Source organism: Arsenicicoccus sp. UBA6765, assembly GCF_002453335.1.
GTDB lineage: Bacteria > Actinomycetota > Actinomycetes > Actinomycetales > Dermatophilaceae > Arsenicicoccus > Arsenicicoccus bolidensis.
In genome coordinates, this window is the sequence record NZ_DKGR01000053.1 from 14,292 (window position 1) to 29,867 (window position 15,576).

General features: G+C 74.1%; 13 protein-coding genes. 8 read left to right on the forward strand and 5 right to left on the reverse strand.

The window, feature by feature from the left end:
* Positions 1-164 precede the first annotated feature (164 nt).
* Both B4K29_RS14105 and B4K29_RS14110 read left to right on the forward strand, forming a co-directional pair.
* Complete coding sequence (locus B4K29_RS14105; RefSeq protein ID WP_286959565.1) at positions 165-1,433, forward strand: S1C family serine protease; 1,269 nt, start codon at positions 165-167, stop codon at positions 1,431-1,433.
* A gap of 133 nt (positions 1,434-1,566) precedes the next feature.
* Positions 1,567-2,481, forward strand: a complete 915-nt coding sequence (locus B4K29_RS14110) for a PAC2 family protein (RefSeq protein WP_029211461.1) — start codon at positions 1,567-1,569, stop codon at positions 2,479-2,481.
* A 15-nt stretch (positions 2,482-2,496) separates the two neighbouring features.
* Here B4K29_RS14110 and B4K29_RS14115 read toward each other — a convergent pair whose 3' ends face one another.
* Together B4K29_RS14115 and B4K29_RS14120 are read right to left on the reverse strand one after the other, a co-directional pair.
* On the reverse strand, positions 2,497-4,221 hold the full coding sequence (locus B4K29_RS14115) for a DNA polymerase (RefSeq protein WP_286967797.1): 1,725 nt from the start codon (positions 4,219-4,221) through the stop codon (positions 2,497-2,499).
* Between the two features lie 2 nt (positions 4,222-4,223).
* Positions 4,224-4,676, reverse strand: coding sequence for a SufE family protein (locus B4K29_RS14120; protein ID WP_286967798.1), 453 nt, complete (start codon positions 4,674-4,676; stop codon positions 4,224-4,226).
* Between the two features lie 72 nt (positions 4,677-4,748).
* On the opposite strand from B4K29_RS14120, the gene B4K29_RS14125 reads away from it, so the two are divergent.
* The 5 genes from B4K29_RS14125 (at position 4,749) to B4K29_RS14145 (ending at position 9,816) form a co-directional block, all read left to right on the forward strand.
* On the forward strand, positions 4,749-5,456 hold the full coding sequence (locus tag B4K29_RS14125; protein ID WP_029211458.1) for an EcsC family protein: 708 nt from the start codon (positions 4,749-4,751) through the stop codon (positions 5,454-5,456).
* 113 nt (positions 5,457-5,569) lie between these two features.
* The gene (locus tag B4K29_RS14130) at positions 5,570-5,977 is read left to right on the forward strand and encodes a YkvA family protein (protein ID WP_029211457.1); all 408 of its coding nucleotides are present in this window, start codon (positions 5,570-5,572) and stop codon (positions 5,975-5,977) included.
* 107 nt (positions 5,978-6,084) lie between these two features.
* Positions 6,085-7,407, forward strand: coding sequence for a DUF4192 domain-containing protein (locus tag B4K29_RS14135; RefSeq protein ID WP_286967814.1), 1,323 nt, complete (start codon positions 6,085-6,087; stop codon positions 7,405-7,407).
* A 45-nt stretch (positions 7,408-7,452) separates the two neighbouring features.
* Complete coding sequence (locus tag B4K29_RS14140; protein WP_239266678.1) at positions 7,453-7,848, forward strand: universal stress protein; 396 nt, start codon at positions 7,453-7,455, stop codon at positions 7,846-7,848.
* Between the two features lie 258 nt (positions 7,849-8,106).
* Positions 8,107-9,816 carry an RNA polymerase sigma factor gene (locus tag B4K29_RS14145; RefSeq protein WP_286958567.1) on the forward strand — a complete coding sequence of 570 codons (1,710 nt, stop codon included), beginning with the start codon at positions 8,107-8,109 and terminating at the stop codon, positions 9,814-9,816.
* A 119-nt stretch (positions 9,817-9,935) separates the two neighbouring features.
* Here B4K29_RS14145 and B4K29_RS14150 read toward each other — a convergent pair whose 3' ends face one another.
* The 3 genes from B4K29_RS14150 to B4K29_RS14160 are packed head-to-tail and all read right to left on the reverse strand — an operon-like array spanning position 9,936 to position 14,598.
* On the reverse strand, positions 9,936-12,272 hold the full coding sequence (locus B4K29_RS14150; protein ID WP_286967816.1) for a transglutaminaseTgpA domain-containing protein: 2,337 nt from the start codon (positions 12,270-12,272) through the stop codon (positions 9,936-9,938).
* The gene (locus B4K29_RS14155) at positions 12,269-13,576 is read right to left on the reverse strand and encodes a DUF58 domain-containing protein (RefSeq protein WP_286967819.1); all 1,308 of its coding nucleotides are present in this window, start codon (positions 13,574-13,576) and stop codon (positions 12,269-12,271) included. Before B4K29_RS14155 ends, B4K29_RS14150 begins: the two co-directional genes overlap by 4 nt.
* 17 nt (positions 13,577-13,593) lie before the next feature.
* On the reverse strand, positions 13,594-14,598 hold the full coding sequence (locus B4K29_RS14160; protein ID WP_034252685.1) for an AAA family ATPase: 1,005 nt from the start codon (positions 14,596-14,598) through the stop codon (positions 13,594-13,596).
* A gap of 356 nt (positions 14,599-14,954) precedes the next feature.
* Here B4K29_RS14160 and mraZ point away from each other — a divergent pair, with 356 nt between their 5' ends.
* Positions 14,955-15,386 (forward strand): division/cell wall cluster transcriptional repressor MraZ, encoded by a 432-nt coding sequence (gene mraZ, locus B4K29_RS14165; RefSeq protein ID WP_019287181.1) that lies wholly within the window; start codon positions 14,955-14,957, stop codon positions 15,384-15,386.
* The last annotated feature ends 190 nt before the right edge of the window (positions 15,387-15,576 follow it).

Here is a 15,576-nt window from a genome sequence, read left to right on the forward strand (position 1 = left end):
GATCGGGCCCGCCCGGACCGGGGGTCGGCGGTGGCGGCGACTGGGCTCACAGGGGAGACATAGGCAGGGCACACCGCTCTGCGAGCCGCCGGGGCCAACGTGGGGTCCACGCACACGCCCCCCGACGCCACGCTCGCCGGCCCGTCGTCCACCAGGAGCCAACCATGACCACCGCCACCGCCAAGATCGCTGCGACCGCCGTGGCCGCCGTCGCCCTCGCCGCCTCCCCGGGGATGGTCGCGACCGGCCTCGCCGCCGCCCGGACCTCCGACGGCACCACCGTCGTCGACAGCTCGACCATAGCCTCGTCGACCGAGGGCCAGACCGACCAGACCGACCAGACCGGCCAGCCGACCTGGGCCAGGCACCACGGGTACGGCTACGGGCACGGCTACGGCTACGGCGGCTACGCGTACGGGAGCGACGGCTACGGCCAGTCCTCCGGCCAGGGGACCGGCTCGTCCGACCTGAGCCAGGCCGCGGACGGCTCGACGATCTCGGGGACCGAGGTCGCCTCGATGAAGGGGGTCGTCATGGTGGACACCGTGCTGCCTGACGGCAGAGGCGCCGGCACGGGGATGATCCTCACCGCCGACGGTGAGGTGCTCACCAACTATCACGTCGTCGAGGGGTCCACCTCGATCACCGTCACCGACACCACGACCGGCCGGAAGTACTCCGCGTCGGTCGTGGGTCACGACGCGGCGCACGACGTCGCGGTGCTGCGGCTCTCGGGCGCGAGCGGGCTGTCCACGGTCACGGTCGACCGGTCGCCGGCGCAGGTCGGCCAGAGCGTGGTCGCGGTCGGGCAGGGCGGCGGCCAGGGTTCCATCTACCGGGTCACCGGCTCCGTCACGGCTCTGGACCAGTCCATCACCGCGCAGGACGAGACCTCCGTGGGCTCCGGGGAGCAGCTCACCGGGCTCATCCGGACGACGGCGGACGTCGTGCCCGGCTACTCGGGCGGTCCGCTGATGGACACGTCCGGCCGCGTGATCGGCATCGACACGGCGGCGACCTCCAGCGGGGACATCGACGGGTATGCCGTGCCGATCTCCCAGGCGCTCGCCATCGCCGACCAGATCACGGCGGGCGTCCGGTCCGAGGACGTGCACGTGGGGGCGCGGGCGGCCCTGGGCGTGCAGGTGACCGACGTGACGGCCGGGGGCTACGGCGGCTCTCGGGGGGCGACCGGTATGCCGTCCGGCGCCGCCGTGGCCGACGTGGTCGCCGGAGGGGCCGCCGCCGCGGCCGGCATCACCGCGGGGTCGACCATCACCGCCGTCGACGGGGACACCGTCACCAGCGGCACCGACCTGAGCGAGGACCTGTCCGACGAGTACCCGGGCACCCGCGTCACCGTGACGTGGACCGACCCCTCGGGCACGACCCGCTCGACGAGCGTCACCCTCGGCACCAGCACGGTCGCCTGACGCCTCGGAATGTGCTCGGCGTGACGGGCGTTGCCCTGGGGGAGAAGGCCGCTCCCGACGCGATGACGGGGAGCGGAGCACCGAGCCAGACCGGCCGATCAGCCAGATCAGCCAGACCAGCAGGAGGCACACCGTGCAGGACCCCACGGGTCTCTACCGCTTCGAGACCGACTGCGACCCCACGCACATGCGTGCGTCGTCGCTGGTCGTCGCGATGGGCGCGTTCATCGACGCCGGTCACACCGGCAAGCTCATCTCCGACCACCTGCTGGGCGCGCTCGACCACTCCGTCGTGGCGTCCTTCGACGTCGACCAGATGCTCGACTACCGCGGGCGCCGGCCGCTGATGACCTTCGACCGGGACCGCTACACGACCTACGACGACCCGGCGATCGTGCTCTACCGCGTCCTGGACGTCGACGGCACGCCCTTCCTGCTGCTGACGGGTCCCGAGCCGGACTACCAGTGGGAGCGCATGACCGAGGCGGTGCGCGGGCTGGTGCGGACCTTCGGCGTCTCCTTGACCGTGAGCGTCCACGGGATCCCCATGGGGGTGCCGCACACCCGCCCCATCGGCCTGACCGCCCACGCCTCCGACGGGGCGCTCATCCCCGACAACAACCCCGTCTTCGGCGAGGTGCAGGTGCCGGCGTCGTTCGCCTCGCTGCTGGAGCTGCGGCTGGGTGAGTCCGGCTACGACTCCGTCGGGTTCAGCGTGCATGTCCCGCACTACCTCGCCCAGACCGACTTCGCGGACGCGGCGCTGACCGGCCTGCGGGCCGTGTCGGGCGCGACGGGGCTGGCCCTGCCGACGGCCGAGCTGGCCGCCGTGGCCGGCGCCAACCGCGAGGCCATCGACTCCGAGATCGGCGACAACGAGGAGGTCGTCCAGGTGGTGCGTGCCCTCGAGGGGCAGTACGACCAGTGGACCCGCGGCCTCGACAAGCCCACCCTCCTGGCCCCGAGCATCGGCGAGCTGCCGACGGCCGACGAGATCGGTGCGGAGTTCGAGCAGTTCCTGCGCACCCACAGCGACGGCGAGGCCTGAGGCTCGACCTGACCCTCAGGCCTTGGCCTCGGACCACCGACGCACGACGCTGACGTCCGCCACGAAGCGGACCCGGTCGGTGCCCGTCCACCGCCGCGCCGCCTCGTCGAGGCTGCGGTGGACGAGCGCCACCGTCTCGTCCGCGTGCTCGGCCGCGACGTGCACGAGCAGCTCGTCGTGCAGGCACAGCACGATCTCGGCGCCGAGGGCCCGTCCACCGGCGCGCACCGTCGCGGCCCACGCCTTGAACAGCTCGGCCGCCGCCCCCTGGATCACCGCGTTGCGGGCGAACCTGCCGCGGCCCGCGAGCTGCGCCTCCGACAGCGGTCCCTGCCACATGGGCACCCTGCGCCCGCCCCAGGTCACCACGGGGTCGCCCCGCACACCCGCGTCGTAGGCCCGGTGCAGGTAGGCCATGGCCGTCGGGTAGGCGCGGTCCAGCCGCTTGAGCGCCTCGCCCGCCGAGCCCGACGTCTGGCCGTACATCGCGGCCAGGACGGCGATCTTGGCGATCGGTCGCTCGACGCCCAGCTCGGCGCCGACGGGGGAGTAGAGGTCGGCCGCCTGGCTGGCGTCGGCGAAGGACGGATCCCGCGCCACCGCCGCCAGCACCCGCGGCTCGATCTGGCCGAGGTCGGCGCGCACCAGCACGTGCCCCGGGTGCGCCGCGACGGCGGGTCTCAGCTCGGCGGGCAGGTTGTGCAGGCCGTTGGCGGCGGTCATCCGGCCGGCTCCGCCGTCGCAGGCCGTCCACCCGCCCCGGAGCCGGTCGTCCTCGCCGACGTGGGTGGCGAGCCAGTGCCAGCCGTAGGTCGTGGCGATCCGCTCGGCCTTGCGCCAGGTCAGGAGGGCCTCGACGACGGGGTGCGAGGCCCGGTGGGCGTCCAGCGTCCACTTCCGGGTGTTGTCGACGTGGACCCCCACCGAGGCGAGCATCTCCTTGACCTGCACGGGATTTCGCAGGTCGGTGCGCTCACGGCCGGGCACGTGCACCAGGACGGCGCGGTCCCGCTCGGCTCGTATGGCGCTCGCCTGCGGCTCGTCGCGAGGGCGTGGTCCGGCGGCCGCCGTGATGAGCGAGGTCGCCGCCTCGCGGTCCATGGGCAGGCCGTGGACCTCGAGCTCGACGCAGAGCAGCGCCGCCGCCGACTCCGACAGGGCGGTGCCGAGCAGGCGCCGGGCGTCGCGCGGGCTGCCCCCCGCGTCCGGCACCCGGGGCGCCTGCTCGACCAGGTCGTGCTGCTGCTCGGCAGCGGTCAGCGCGGCTCGTGCCCACGCCGCGAGGCGGTCGGGGGTCGACGTCCAGGTGCCCTGCACCGCGTCCGCGCGCAGGTAGCCCTCGGCCGTCGTCAGTGACTCCGGGTCGAGCTGGGCGGCGGGGGAGACGAGCGCGAACAGGTCCGGCTCGGCGACCTGCGGCAGGCCGTGGGGGTCCAGCCCGCGGAGGTGGGCCCAGACGGTGCCGGGGTCGGCCGCGAAGCCGCCCGCCAGCACGCGGTGCACCTCCGCGACGTCCCAGCAGCGCGCCAGGTGCAGCCCCGCGGCGACGAGCGGCCGCGCGTCGTGACCGGCCTGCCACCAGACCCACCGGGGCCGGCGGTCCTCCTCGAGGCGTCGCAGCTGCGGCACGAGCCGGTCCACGGGGCAGGCAGGCACGACGACCGCGCCGGAGGGGTCGACGACCACGCCGTGGCCACCGGCGACGGCGAGGCCGAGGCGGCCCAGCGCCTCGACCGGCACGATCAGGCCGAGGCCAGCTGGCGCTGCACCCGGCCGAGCATGCCGGCCATGCCGCCCAGCCGGAGCGGGGACACCGTGCCGCCGAGGCCCAGGCGCAGGGGCAGGTCGAGGGGCAGCCCGAGCACCTGCTCGATCGGGGCGCCGTCGACGGCCTCGTGCAGGATCGCCGCGAGGGCGCGGGTGGCCGCGGCTGAGGGCGGCGCGTCGACATACAGCCGGACGACCCCCTCCTCGACCCGGGCCAGGACGTGGACGGGAGACTGGCACTCCTCGACCCGCTCGAACCCCGGGTCGCCGTGGAGCCGATCGGGCGGGGCCGGGAGGTCGTCGGCGAGCTCCTGGAGCAGGTCCATGCGCTCGCTGGGCGTCAGCGCCGCGAGGTCCTCGACGAGCTCCGCCACGGCGTCGGGCAGTCCGGAGGTGTCGGACGGGGTGGTGTCGGGTATGTCGCTCACCGACCCAGTGTGCGTCACCACGCTCCTCCCGGGAGCGCGGCCCGCCATCGCCACAGACAGGAAGGACTGCCCGTGGGCATCTTCGACAGGATCACCGGCTCCGTCATCAACAAGGCCATCGGTCAGCACACCACCGACCCCGCCACCGGCGACTCGCGCCTCAACGGACCGGTCGAGGAGTTCGTGCAGAAGCTCCTCGACGTGGGCGTGGATGGCGCCGGGCCGGTGGACGGCGCGGCCAAGGTCGCGGACAAGGCCCTGCGCGGACGCAGCCCGGAGCAGGCCGTCGGGGAGATCGTCAAGGACCACAAGCGGATCGCGGCCACGGGCGGTTTCGTCACCGGTCTCGGCGGCTTCATCACGATGCCCGTCGCCCTGCCCGCCAACGTCGTCGAGTTCTACCTCACCGCCACCCGCATGGTCGCCTCGATCGCACGCGTGCGGGGCTACGACATCGCCAAGCCCGAGGTCCGCTCGGCCATCCTGCTGACGCTCGTCGGGGCCGACGCCGACGACGACCTGCTGCGTCGCGCCGGCGTGCTCACCTCCGGCCGGCTCTCGAGCCTCGCGACCCAGCACCTCCCGGCCTCGGCCGTGATGATGATCAACAAGGGCGTCGGCTTCCGCCTCATCTCGACGCTGGGGCAGAAGGGCTTCGCCAAGGTGGTCGGCAAGGGCCTGCCGCTCGTGGGTGGCGTCGTGGGTGGCGGCATGGACTACTACCTCCTCGGCAAGATCGCCTCCAACGCCAAGCAGCAGTTCCCGGCCACCGCGGCCTGACCCACCAGCACCGACGGCGGCCCGCGTGGGGAATCCCCGCGCGGGCCCGTTCGTTGGCAGGGGTAGCACGCCCCTCACGCCCCGCCCAGAACAGGTCCGACCCAGGAGGTCGCATGAGCTTCCGAGCATCCCGTCCCACGTCCCGCTGGGCGTCCGTGTGGTCCCTCGGCCAGGCCGTCCGCACGGCGAGCCGCCCGGGATCGCCGAGCATGGCCACCCGGATCCAGTCCCTCCCGCGCCTGGTGCGAGCGGTCACGTCGGGTTCCTACACCGGCACCTCGCGCGGGCAGCTGCTGGCGCTCGCCGCGGCCCTGGTCTACGTCGTGAGCCCGCTGGATCTCGTCCCCGAGGGCCTGTTCTCCGTCCTCGGCCTCGGTGACGACGCGTTCGTCCTGGCCTGGGCCGCCGCCCAGCTCGTCAGCTCCACCGAGGACTTCCTGCACTGGGAGCGTGGCGGGCGTCGCGGTCCGCGTCCGGGCGATCCCGCCCCGGTGACCGTCGACGGGCGCGTCGTGCGCTGACGACGACTGTCCACAGGCCTCGTCCTTGGACGCGTCAATCCGCGCTCTGTCCACAGGCGCCCCGACCACTCCTGGTCGGGGCGCCTCGCGGCGTCCAGGGTCGGACCATGACGTCCTTCCCCCAGACCTCCGCCCCGTTCCCCAGCAGCCCCGCCGACGCCCCCGTCACGTCCGTGCGCGACAGCAGCCAGCTGGTGGCGACGCTGCCCTATCTCCTCGGCTTCCACCCCACCGAGAGCCTCGTGGTGCTCGGCCTCGTCCCGTCCTCGACCGGGCGGCTCTGCGTCGGACCGTGCGCGCGGATCGACCTCCCGCCGGTGGGCACCCCGGCCGCGACCCTCTGGGACGCCGTCCACGGCCGTATGGCGCGGCACAGCCGCCATCTCGTGGTCGTCGGCTACGTGCCCGGCAGCGGTGACCGGGACGACCCGGCCTCGGCGTGGGGCTGCGAGCTGCTCGACGAGATCCTGGTGCTGGCCGGGCGGGCCGACGTGGAGGTGGTCGACGCGGTCGTCGTCGGCGCGACGGGATGGTGGTCGCTGCTGGCCCCGGACTCGGCGTGCCGTCCCTCGCGGCTGCAGCCCCTGCCGGACCCGAGCCAGGTGGAGGCCGTCGCGGACCTCGTGCTGGCCGGCTCGGCTCCCTTCGCCGACCGCGACGCGGCGCTCGCCCGGGTCCGGGCCGCGCCCGAGGACGACCGGTGCCGCGACGTGCGGGACGCCCTGGCCGGCGGGGGGCGCCCCCCGCGAGCCGCCGCCGGTGAGCAGTCTGGCTGGGCCCACGTGGGGCCGGGGCTGGACGCGTGGGCCCGCCTGCTCGGGTGGGCCCAGGCGTCCGAGCACGCGCCGGCGACGGCGTCGCAGGACGAGTGGTCCGCCCAGGACCTGGCCGCGGCCGTGACGGTGATCCAGGACAAGGCGGTGAGGGACGCCGTCCTGGCCTGGTCCGCCCCCGGCATGATCCCGGCTGCGCTCCTGCCGCACGAGCTGCGTGACCGGTGCCTGCGTGCCCTGGGGCGTCCGGTGCGGTGGGGGTCGGCCGACCGTGAGCGCCGTGAGGTGCTGCAGGAGCGCCTCCTGCTGGTCGCGAGGGTCGTCCCGCCCGAGCACGCCGCGGGGGTGCTGACGATCGCCGGCGTCGTCGCGTGGTCCCTGGGCGACCACATGATCGCCGCCGCGGCGCTGCGACGGGCGCTCGCGGTGGAGCCCGGGCACACGATGGCGAGGCTCGTCCTGCCCGCGGTCGAGCGCCTGGCGGTCTACTCCGAGGTGATCGGCCACGGCAGGGACGACCGTGACGCCCGCGGTGGTCAGGCCGGCCGCGCCGCCCACGACGTCCAGCACCGCCACGACGTCCAGCACCGTCACGACGCCCAGCACCGTCACGACGCCGATCACAGGGGTGCGCACGGCGCCGGGCCCATGGGATAGGTTCGGGGCCATCGTCGCTCGGCCCCACCTGCCCGGAGGATTGTCATGACCATCGTCGTCGGCCTGGTCGCCACGCCCGAGGGGCGGGCCGCTCTCGCCCGCGCCGCCCAGGAGGCCGTCATCCGCTCCGTGCCCCTGGTGCTCGTCGAGACCGGGCGGCCCGCGCCGGACGCCGAGAGCGCGGCGGCGATGGAGACGGTGGTGGCCGAGCTCACGGCCGAGGTGTCCGCGGCCGGGCTGGGTCTGGAGCGTCGGACCCCGGGTGGCAAGGACCTCGCCGAGCAGCTGGTGGGCGTGGCGGAGGAGGTCGACGCCAGCTGCCTGGTGATCGGCCTGCGGCGTCGCTCGCCGGTCGGCAAGCTCATCCTCGGGTCGAGCGCCCAGCGGATCCTGCTCGACGCCACCTGCCCCGTGCTCACCGTCAAGCCGCTGACCCGCTGACCGCACGAGACGCTGACCGCTGATGACCGATCCGCCGGCGTCGGGCAGGTCACGGTCGGTGAGGACGGCACGTTCGGCCGGCTTTCGTCGCGGCGAGGTCGCCGGTCGACTTATAATGGTGGTGAAGCGCACCGGAGGCCATGGTCAGCCCCCCGCAGATCCTGCCACGACAGGCTGCACCAGCCCAGAGCGCAACCGCCGTCCCGTGGCTCCCACGCACTCGTCCTCCGACGACCGATGGTTCCACGCGCCCACGTCATGCGACGAAAGGTTGTTGTGACCACCCTACCCAATGCCGCCTCCCTGCCCCCGGAGTTCGCACACCCCTCCCTGCAGGCCCTGCTCCAGCTCGGCGCCACCCACGGCTCGATCGACTCCCAGCAGCTGGGTGCCGCCCTGAGCGAGGTCGCCCTGGAGCCCCGCCGGATGAAGGCCGTCCTGCGGGCCATCGACGCCGCCGGCATCACGGTCACCCTGGACCCCGACCACGCCCGGGCCGTCGCCGCGACCGCGGGGGGTCGGGCCAGCTCCACCCGCAAGGCCGCCGCCAAGAAGGCACCGGCCAAGAAGTCTGCCGCCCCGACGCCCTCCGCCGACGCGTCCGCCGACGCACCGGCCACCAAGACCGCGACCAAGACCGCGACCAAGACCGCGACCAAGACCACTGGCACCGCCAAGGCCGCCAAGAGGACGACCGCCAAGAGCGCTGCCAAGGCCACCGCGGCGGGCACGGCCAAGACCGCCGCTGCCACGATGGCCGGCGCGGCCGACGTCGAGGAGCCGACCGGCGTCGCGGACGAGGGCCCGGCCTCCCTGGACGACGTCGAGGACGTCGTCGTGGAGGACGTCGCCGTGGAGGAGGTGGCGAGCGCGGACGTCGTCGCGGCGGATGACGCCGACGACGAGAGCGCCGTCGACCCCAAGTCCCCGCAGGGCGCAGCCGGGGCGGCCCGGGCCAAGGGCACGAAGAAGGACGACGAGGAGGAGACCGACGGCGGTTTCGTCTACCGCGAGGACGACGAGGACGACGCCCCGCCGCAGCAGGTCGTGACGGCGGGAGCCACCGCCGACCCGGTCAAGGACTACCTCAAGCAGATCGGCAAGGTGGCGCTGCTCAACGCCGAGCAGGAGGTCGAGCTCGCCAAGCGCATCGAGGCCGGCCTGTTCGCCGAGGAGCGCCTCAACTCCGGCGACAAGATCGACATGAAGCTCAAGCGTGAGCTGTGGTGGGTCGGCCAGGACGGCAAGCGGGCCAAGAACCACCTGCTCGAGGCCAACCTGCGCCTCGTGGTGTCGCTCGCCAAGCGCTACACCGGTCGCGGCATGCTCTTCCTGGACCTCATCCAGGAGGGCAACCTCGGCCTGATCCGCGCCGTCGAGAAGTTCGACTACACCAAGGGCTACAAGTTCTCGACCTACGCGACGTGGTGGATCCGGCAGGCGATCACGCGCGCCATGGCCGACCAGGCCCGCACCATCCGCATCCCGGTGCACATGGTCGAGGTCATCAACAAGCTCGCCCGCGTCCAGCGGCAGATGCTGCAGGACCTCGGTCGTGAGCCCACCCCGGAGGAGCTCGCCAAGGAGCTCGACATGACCCCGGAGAAGGTCGTCGAGGTCCAGAAGTACGGTCGCGAGCCCATCTCGCTGCACACCCCGCTCGGCGAGGACGGCGACAGCGAGTTCGGCGACCTCATCGAGGACTCCGAGGCCGTGGTGCCGGCCGACGCCGTGAGCTTCACCCTCCTGCAGGAGCAGCTCCACTCGGTGCTGGACACCCTGTCCGAGCGCGAGGCCGGTGTGGTGTCGATGCGGTTCGGCCTGACCGACGGACAGCCCAAGACGCTCGACGAGATCGGCAAGGTCTACGGCGTCACGCGGGAGCGGATCCGGCAGATCGAGTCCAAGACGATGTCCAAGCTGCGGCACCCCAGCCGCAGCCAGGTGCTGCGGGACTACCTCGACTGAGCGACCCGACGACCTGATGACCTGACGGACGAGGCCGGCATCCCCACGGGATGCCGGCCTCGTCCGCGCTCGTGCGACGGCGGGTGAGGGGCGTCGGGATCGCCGACGTCAGCCCGGCGTCAGGACGTCGAGCCGCGTCCCGCCGAGGGCAGCAGCGCGGCCCGCAGCCGTTGCGGCCAGGACCGGGTGCGGGCAAAGCTCCGGCGCACCACCTGCGCGTCGGCCTGCACCTGACGGGGGGACGCCGACGCGCCGGGCGGGGCGTAGCGCGCCCGCTCGACGGCGGCGAGCACCCGGGCGAGGGCCCGCTTGCCGTCGTCGGGGAGCAGGGCATACCGGTCGTAGTGCGAGGTGAGGGTTCGCGGCGTCATACCCGTGGGTGGGCCCACACCCAGGTCGCGCAGCTGCTCGGCCAGGGTGGTCCAGTGCGACTCCACCGCCGCCGCGGGGGACCCGGCTCTCGCGAGCCGACGCCGACGCACCCGCGCCGCGCGCAGGGGGGTGACGGCCAGGGCGACGGCAGCGAGCAGGAGCAGCCCCAGGGTGATGATGCGCGCGGGGGTGAACCAGCCGCGCAGCCGGTCCAGCAGCCCGGGCTGGGTCGGCGCCGCGGTCGAGGTGTCGGTCTCGGCGGGGCGCGGGCGGGCGCTGGACGTCGTGGTGGGGGCGGACGTGGACGCCGTCGCGGTGGGGGCGGTCGGAGGCGTCGCCCAGGCCGGGGGCAGCCCGGACCGTCCACCCGGCGTCGGCTCGAAGCGGGTCCACCCGGCCCCGTCGATGAACAGCTCGGGCCAGGCGTGGGCATCGGCCGCCCGCACGATGCGGGTCCCGTCGGGCTGCAGCGATCCTGGCAGGAAGCCGAAGACGACGCGCGCCGGGATCCCCTGGGAGCGGGCCATCATCACCATGGCCGAGGAGAACTGGGTGCAGTAGCCCCGACGCGTGCGGAGGAAGTGGCTCACCGCGTCGGGCTCGACGCCCCGCTGCCGCTCCTCCTCCGTGAGCGGCGCGAGGGTGAGGCTGTAGACGAAGGTCGGCGAGCGGAGGTACTGCTGGATCGCCATGGCCTTGGCGTAGGCGCTGTCCGCGGCGCCGTAGCGCTGGACGTCGGGGGAGGACAGGACCTCCCGGGTGGTGCTGTCGACGAGCTCGCGCGAGGCGGGGTCGACGTCCAGGTAGTCCCCGTCGTTGAAGGCGGAGGTCGCGTACGGCTGCTGTGCCGCGGAGCCTCCGGCGGCTCGGGACAGCTGCTCGGGGGTCAGGGTGGGGACGGCGTAGGAGACGGTGTAGTCCTCCGCGGCGCGGCCGACGGACACCAGGCCTGTCGTCGCGTCCCGCCGCCAGGGGACGTCCGTGCCCACGGCCAGCGCCGGGACGGGCGCCGCGAGCTGCGGCGGACGCATCACGGTGTTGTCGCTCACCCGCGCCGTGACTGCGCGGTGCGGCAGGCCCGGGGCGATCCCGTCGGGCAGTCCGAGCGCCCGGCCGGGGGCGGGCTGACCCTGCCCGGAGGGGGGCGGGGTCGGGATCATGCGCCAGTGCCCGTCGACATACTGCTTGGCGATGGTGACCGCGAGCGGGGGCGGCTCGCTGCCGTCGCTCGTGCGGAGGGTGAGCACGGGCCGGGGGTCGCGCGACCCCAGGCTGCGCGTGATGTCGACGTCGGAGGTGAAGCTCAGGCTGCCCCGGCCCGCCTGCTCCTGCCGGCCGAGCCCCTCGGTGAGGAACCTCGTCTGGATGTCCGGGAGCAGGGCCTGTATGCCGGCGGCCGCCAGGACGACGGCCACCGCGACGAGCCGGGACCGCCGTGAGAACCTGCTGACGACGGTCGCGGGGTCGTCGGCGCCGGACCCGCGGGAGGGGGCTGCGGCGAGCGTGGCCCAGCGGCGCAGCTGGGACCCGTGCTGCTCGACGAGCAGGAGCAGCCATAGCAGCGCGAGGGCGAGGAAGTACATCGCCGGCAGGGCCACCCCGGTGTTGACCACGGCGACGAGGTAGACGACGAGGAGCGGGAACCCGGCGACGGTGGCGGCCCGTCGCGCCACGACCAGGTGGTCGACCAGGATGGCGACCAGGCCGGTGAGCAGCGAGATCAGCGTGACCAGGCCTCGCGTGGGAGGGGCCGGCGCGGCATAGCTGCGGATGGTGCGCCCGGCCTCCTCGAGACGGTCGACGAGGCGGTCCCCGACGTCGGTCCAGGGGAGTCCTGCAGGTCCGCTGCCGAGGTCGTGCAGCAGGCACACCGCGAGGCAGACCCCGACCAGCTGGGCCAGGACCACGCCCCAGGCGGGCACCCGCAGCGATCGCAGGCCCGCCCCGAGGAGGGCGACGAGGGCGACGACCAGGAGGGTGGGGCCCGTCCAGCTGGAGTCGCGCAGCAGCGTGCCGATGGGCCAGGCGGCCACGACGACGGCGAGGGCGCAGAGGGCGGTCTCGCGCAGGTGGGCCCGGGTCATCGGACGCTCCTGCCGGTGGACGAGGCGATCTGTCGCCAGGCCAGGGCGGGCACGGTGCCGTGGCCGGCCACCACCGCGCGCCAGCCGTAGCGCCGCAGGAGCTCGACGCTGGCGGCGGCGGACAGGTGGCCGGTGCGGGCCGGGCCGGACGGGTGGGCGAGGTGGCTGGGCTCGGCGCCCGGCGCCGAGACGTCCGGACGACCCTCGACGGGGCGGCCGAAGGTCGGGCTGTCCACGACGATGGCCAGCGACGCCGTCCCGGTGCGGTGGGTCGCCGCGAGCGCCTCGAGGTCGGTGCGGCTGCCCGGGCCGACGACGGCGACCACCAGACCCGCGGCTCCCCGGGACAGGACGCCGGCGGTGCTGGCCAGCCCGTCGTGCTCGGCCAGCACCGTCCGCGCGAGGGTGGTGAGCGCCTCGTCGAGGGTGACCGGGCGCTCGTGGCCGGTGTCCGGCTCGGTGACGAGGTCGACGTCGTAGCCGTGGTCCTGCAGGTGACCGACGACGGAGGCGACCGTCGTGACGGCCCACTCGAAGGAGCTGTGCGGACCCTCGCCGGCGTGGGCGGTGACCCGGCGGTCCAGGAGCACGGCGGCCCGGCGCCGGGAGGGCTGCTCCTCCTGACGGACCATGAGCGACCCGGTGTGGGCGCTGGCCGGCCAGTGGATGCGGCGCAGCTCGTCCCCCTGGCGGTAGGGACGGATGGTGACGTCGTCCTCACCGTGCAGGGCGACGGTGTCGGCGACGTCGTCGTCCTGGCCGGGGCCCGAGCCCGGCAGCGCGGACGCGTCCAGGGGGAGCACCTGGGGGACGACGAGCACCGTCCGGGACCCCGGCAGACGGGTCAGCCGGCTGGTCAGCCCGAACCCGTCGCGCACGCGCACCGAGATGGGCCCGAGCGCGTGCTCGCCGCGCACGACCGAGCCGATGGGGTAGTGCATGACCTGGTGCTCGCCGGGACGCAGCGACGGCACGACGAACCGGGGCCGGTCGCCGAGGGGATAGGCCACGTGCTCCTGGGCGAGCACGAGCGGGGAGCGCCGGCGCCCGGCGTTGCGCAGCGTCAGCGTGACGGTGCCGAGCTCGTCGACGGCGAGCCGGCCGGGGGCGACCTCGCGCTCGACGTGCAGCCAGCTCGCGGGACGCCGGGACAGGGCCCAGGCGCCGGCGGCGAGCAGCACGAGCACCGTCCCGATGCGCAGGAGGTCGCCCAGACCGAGCGCCGCGCCGGCCCCGAGCAGCACGACGCCCGAGGCCAGGAAGGACTGGCCTCGGGTCGTGAGGACTCCGTCGGGACGTGGCATGGGCCGTTGCGGCGTGGTCAGCGCGAGCCGGGACGGCGGGTGGCGACCCCGACGACGGGCACCTGGGCGAGCAGGGTCTCGATGACGTCCACCGCGGCGCCGTGGGCGCCCCCGAGGCCACCCGCGCCCCCGGCGGGGAGGACGCGGTGGGCGAGGACCGGGACGGCGAGCTGCTGCACGTCGTCGGGCAGCACGTGGTCCCGGCCGGCCATCGCGGCGCGGGCCCTCGCCGCGCGCAGCAGGTGGAGCCCGGCCCGTGGGCTGGCACCGAGCCGCAGGCCGGAGGACGTCCGGGTCGCGCGGACCAGCTCGACGACGTAGCGCTGGATCGCCTCGCCGGCGTGCAGGTGGCGGACCGACTCGACGAGCTGCTCGATGGTGCCGGCGTCCGTGACGGGGGCGAGGTCGCGGAGCGGACGGTGCTCGCCGTGGGCGGCCAGCATGGCGGTCTCGGCGTCGGCCGTGGGGTAGCCCATGGACAGCCGGGCCATGAAGCGGTCGCGCTGGGCCTCCGGCAGGGGATAGGTGCCCTCCATCTCGAGGGGGTTCTGGGTCGCGAGGACCATGAAGGGCCGGGGCAGGGGGCGGCTCACGCCGTCCGTCGTGACCTGCCCCTCCTCCATGGCCTCCAGCAGCGCGGACTGCGTCTTGGGGGAGGCGCGGTTGATCTCGTCGCCGATGACGAGGTTGGTGAACACGGCACCCGGCCGGAACTCGAAGCTCCGCGTCTCCTGGTTGAAGACCGAGATCCCGGTGATGTCGCTCGGCAGCAGGTCGGGGGTGAACTGGACGCGGCGGACCGAGGCGTCGACGGCGCCGGCGAGCGCCTTGGCGAGCATGGTCTTGCCGACCCCGGGCACGTCCTCGAGCAGCAGGTGGCCGCCCGCCAGCAGCACGGTGACGGCGGTGCGGACCTGCTCGTCCTTGCCGGCGATGACGGTGGACACAGCTCGGCAGACGGCCTCGGCGGCCTCGGCGACCTCGATCGCCGTGCTCAGGTGCTGCGTCTCGGTGCGATGGATCACGGGGCCCCCGTCTGGTGCGGTCCGGTGCCGGGTCCACCGGGACGTCAGCCCAACTCTATGGACATCGCGGCTGCTGACAAGGCGAAGCCGCGGTTCCCCACTTCCCTCCACCAGGCGCCGCCCGGCGGGCCGTCGGACCTCCGCAGCGTCCGCGGGCGGGTGATTCACCCCCTTCGTCCGGACTCGGCGGATCGATCGCCCCACGCGCCCTCCACTTCTTACCACCGCCTCTGACCTGCGCGTATGACGAAGAAATAACGGCGAAACGCACGGCCGACGATTGACCGTGGTGGGTGGTGGAGTAAAGTGGGGGACATCAGAGCACGCGGCGAGCCGACGGGGAGGGGGCCACGATGTTCCTGGGCACCCACAACCCGCGCCTCGACGACAAGGGCCGACTGTTCCTCCCCGCCAAGTTCCGCGAGCGCATGGCCGAGGGCCTCGTCGTGACCCGTGGCCAGGAGCGCTGCCTCTACGTCTTCCCCATGGACGAGTTCATCCGCGTCTCCCAGCAGCTGCGCTCCGCCCCGATGACCAGCAAGGCTGTCCGCGACTACCTGCGCGTCTTCCTCTCCGGCGCCTCCGACGAGGTCCCCGACAAGCAGGGCCGCATCACGATCCCGGCCGGCCTGCGGCAGTACGCCGGGCTGAGCCGCGACTGCACCGTCATCGGTGCGGGTGAGCGCGTCGAGGTCTGGGACACCGAGGCGTGGGAGCGCTACCTGTCCTCCACCGAGCAGGCCTTCTCCGACCAGGCGGAGGAGGTGGTCCCCGGACTGCTGTGATCCCTGGCGCCCGGCCTCCACCCGCTCCTCGTGCCCCGCGGCACCTTCCCCGGTCTCGGGACACATCGAGCGGAGCGGTTGGGGACCGGACGCCAGGGCCCCTCGTCCGAGGGTCCACCTCCACCACCCACCCAGCACCACCCACCCGGCACCACGCAACCAGCACGACCGACACAGCACCACCCGCGAG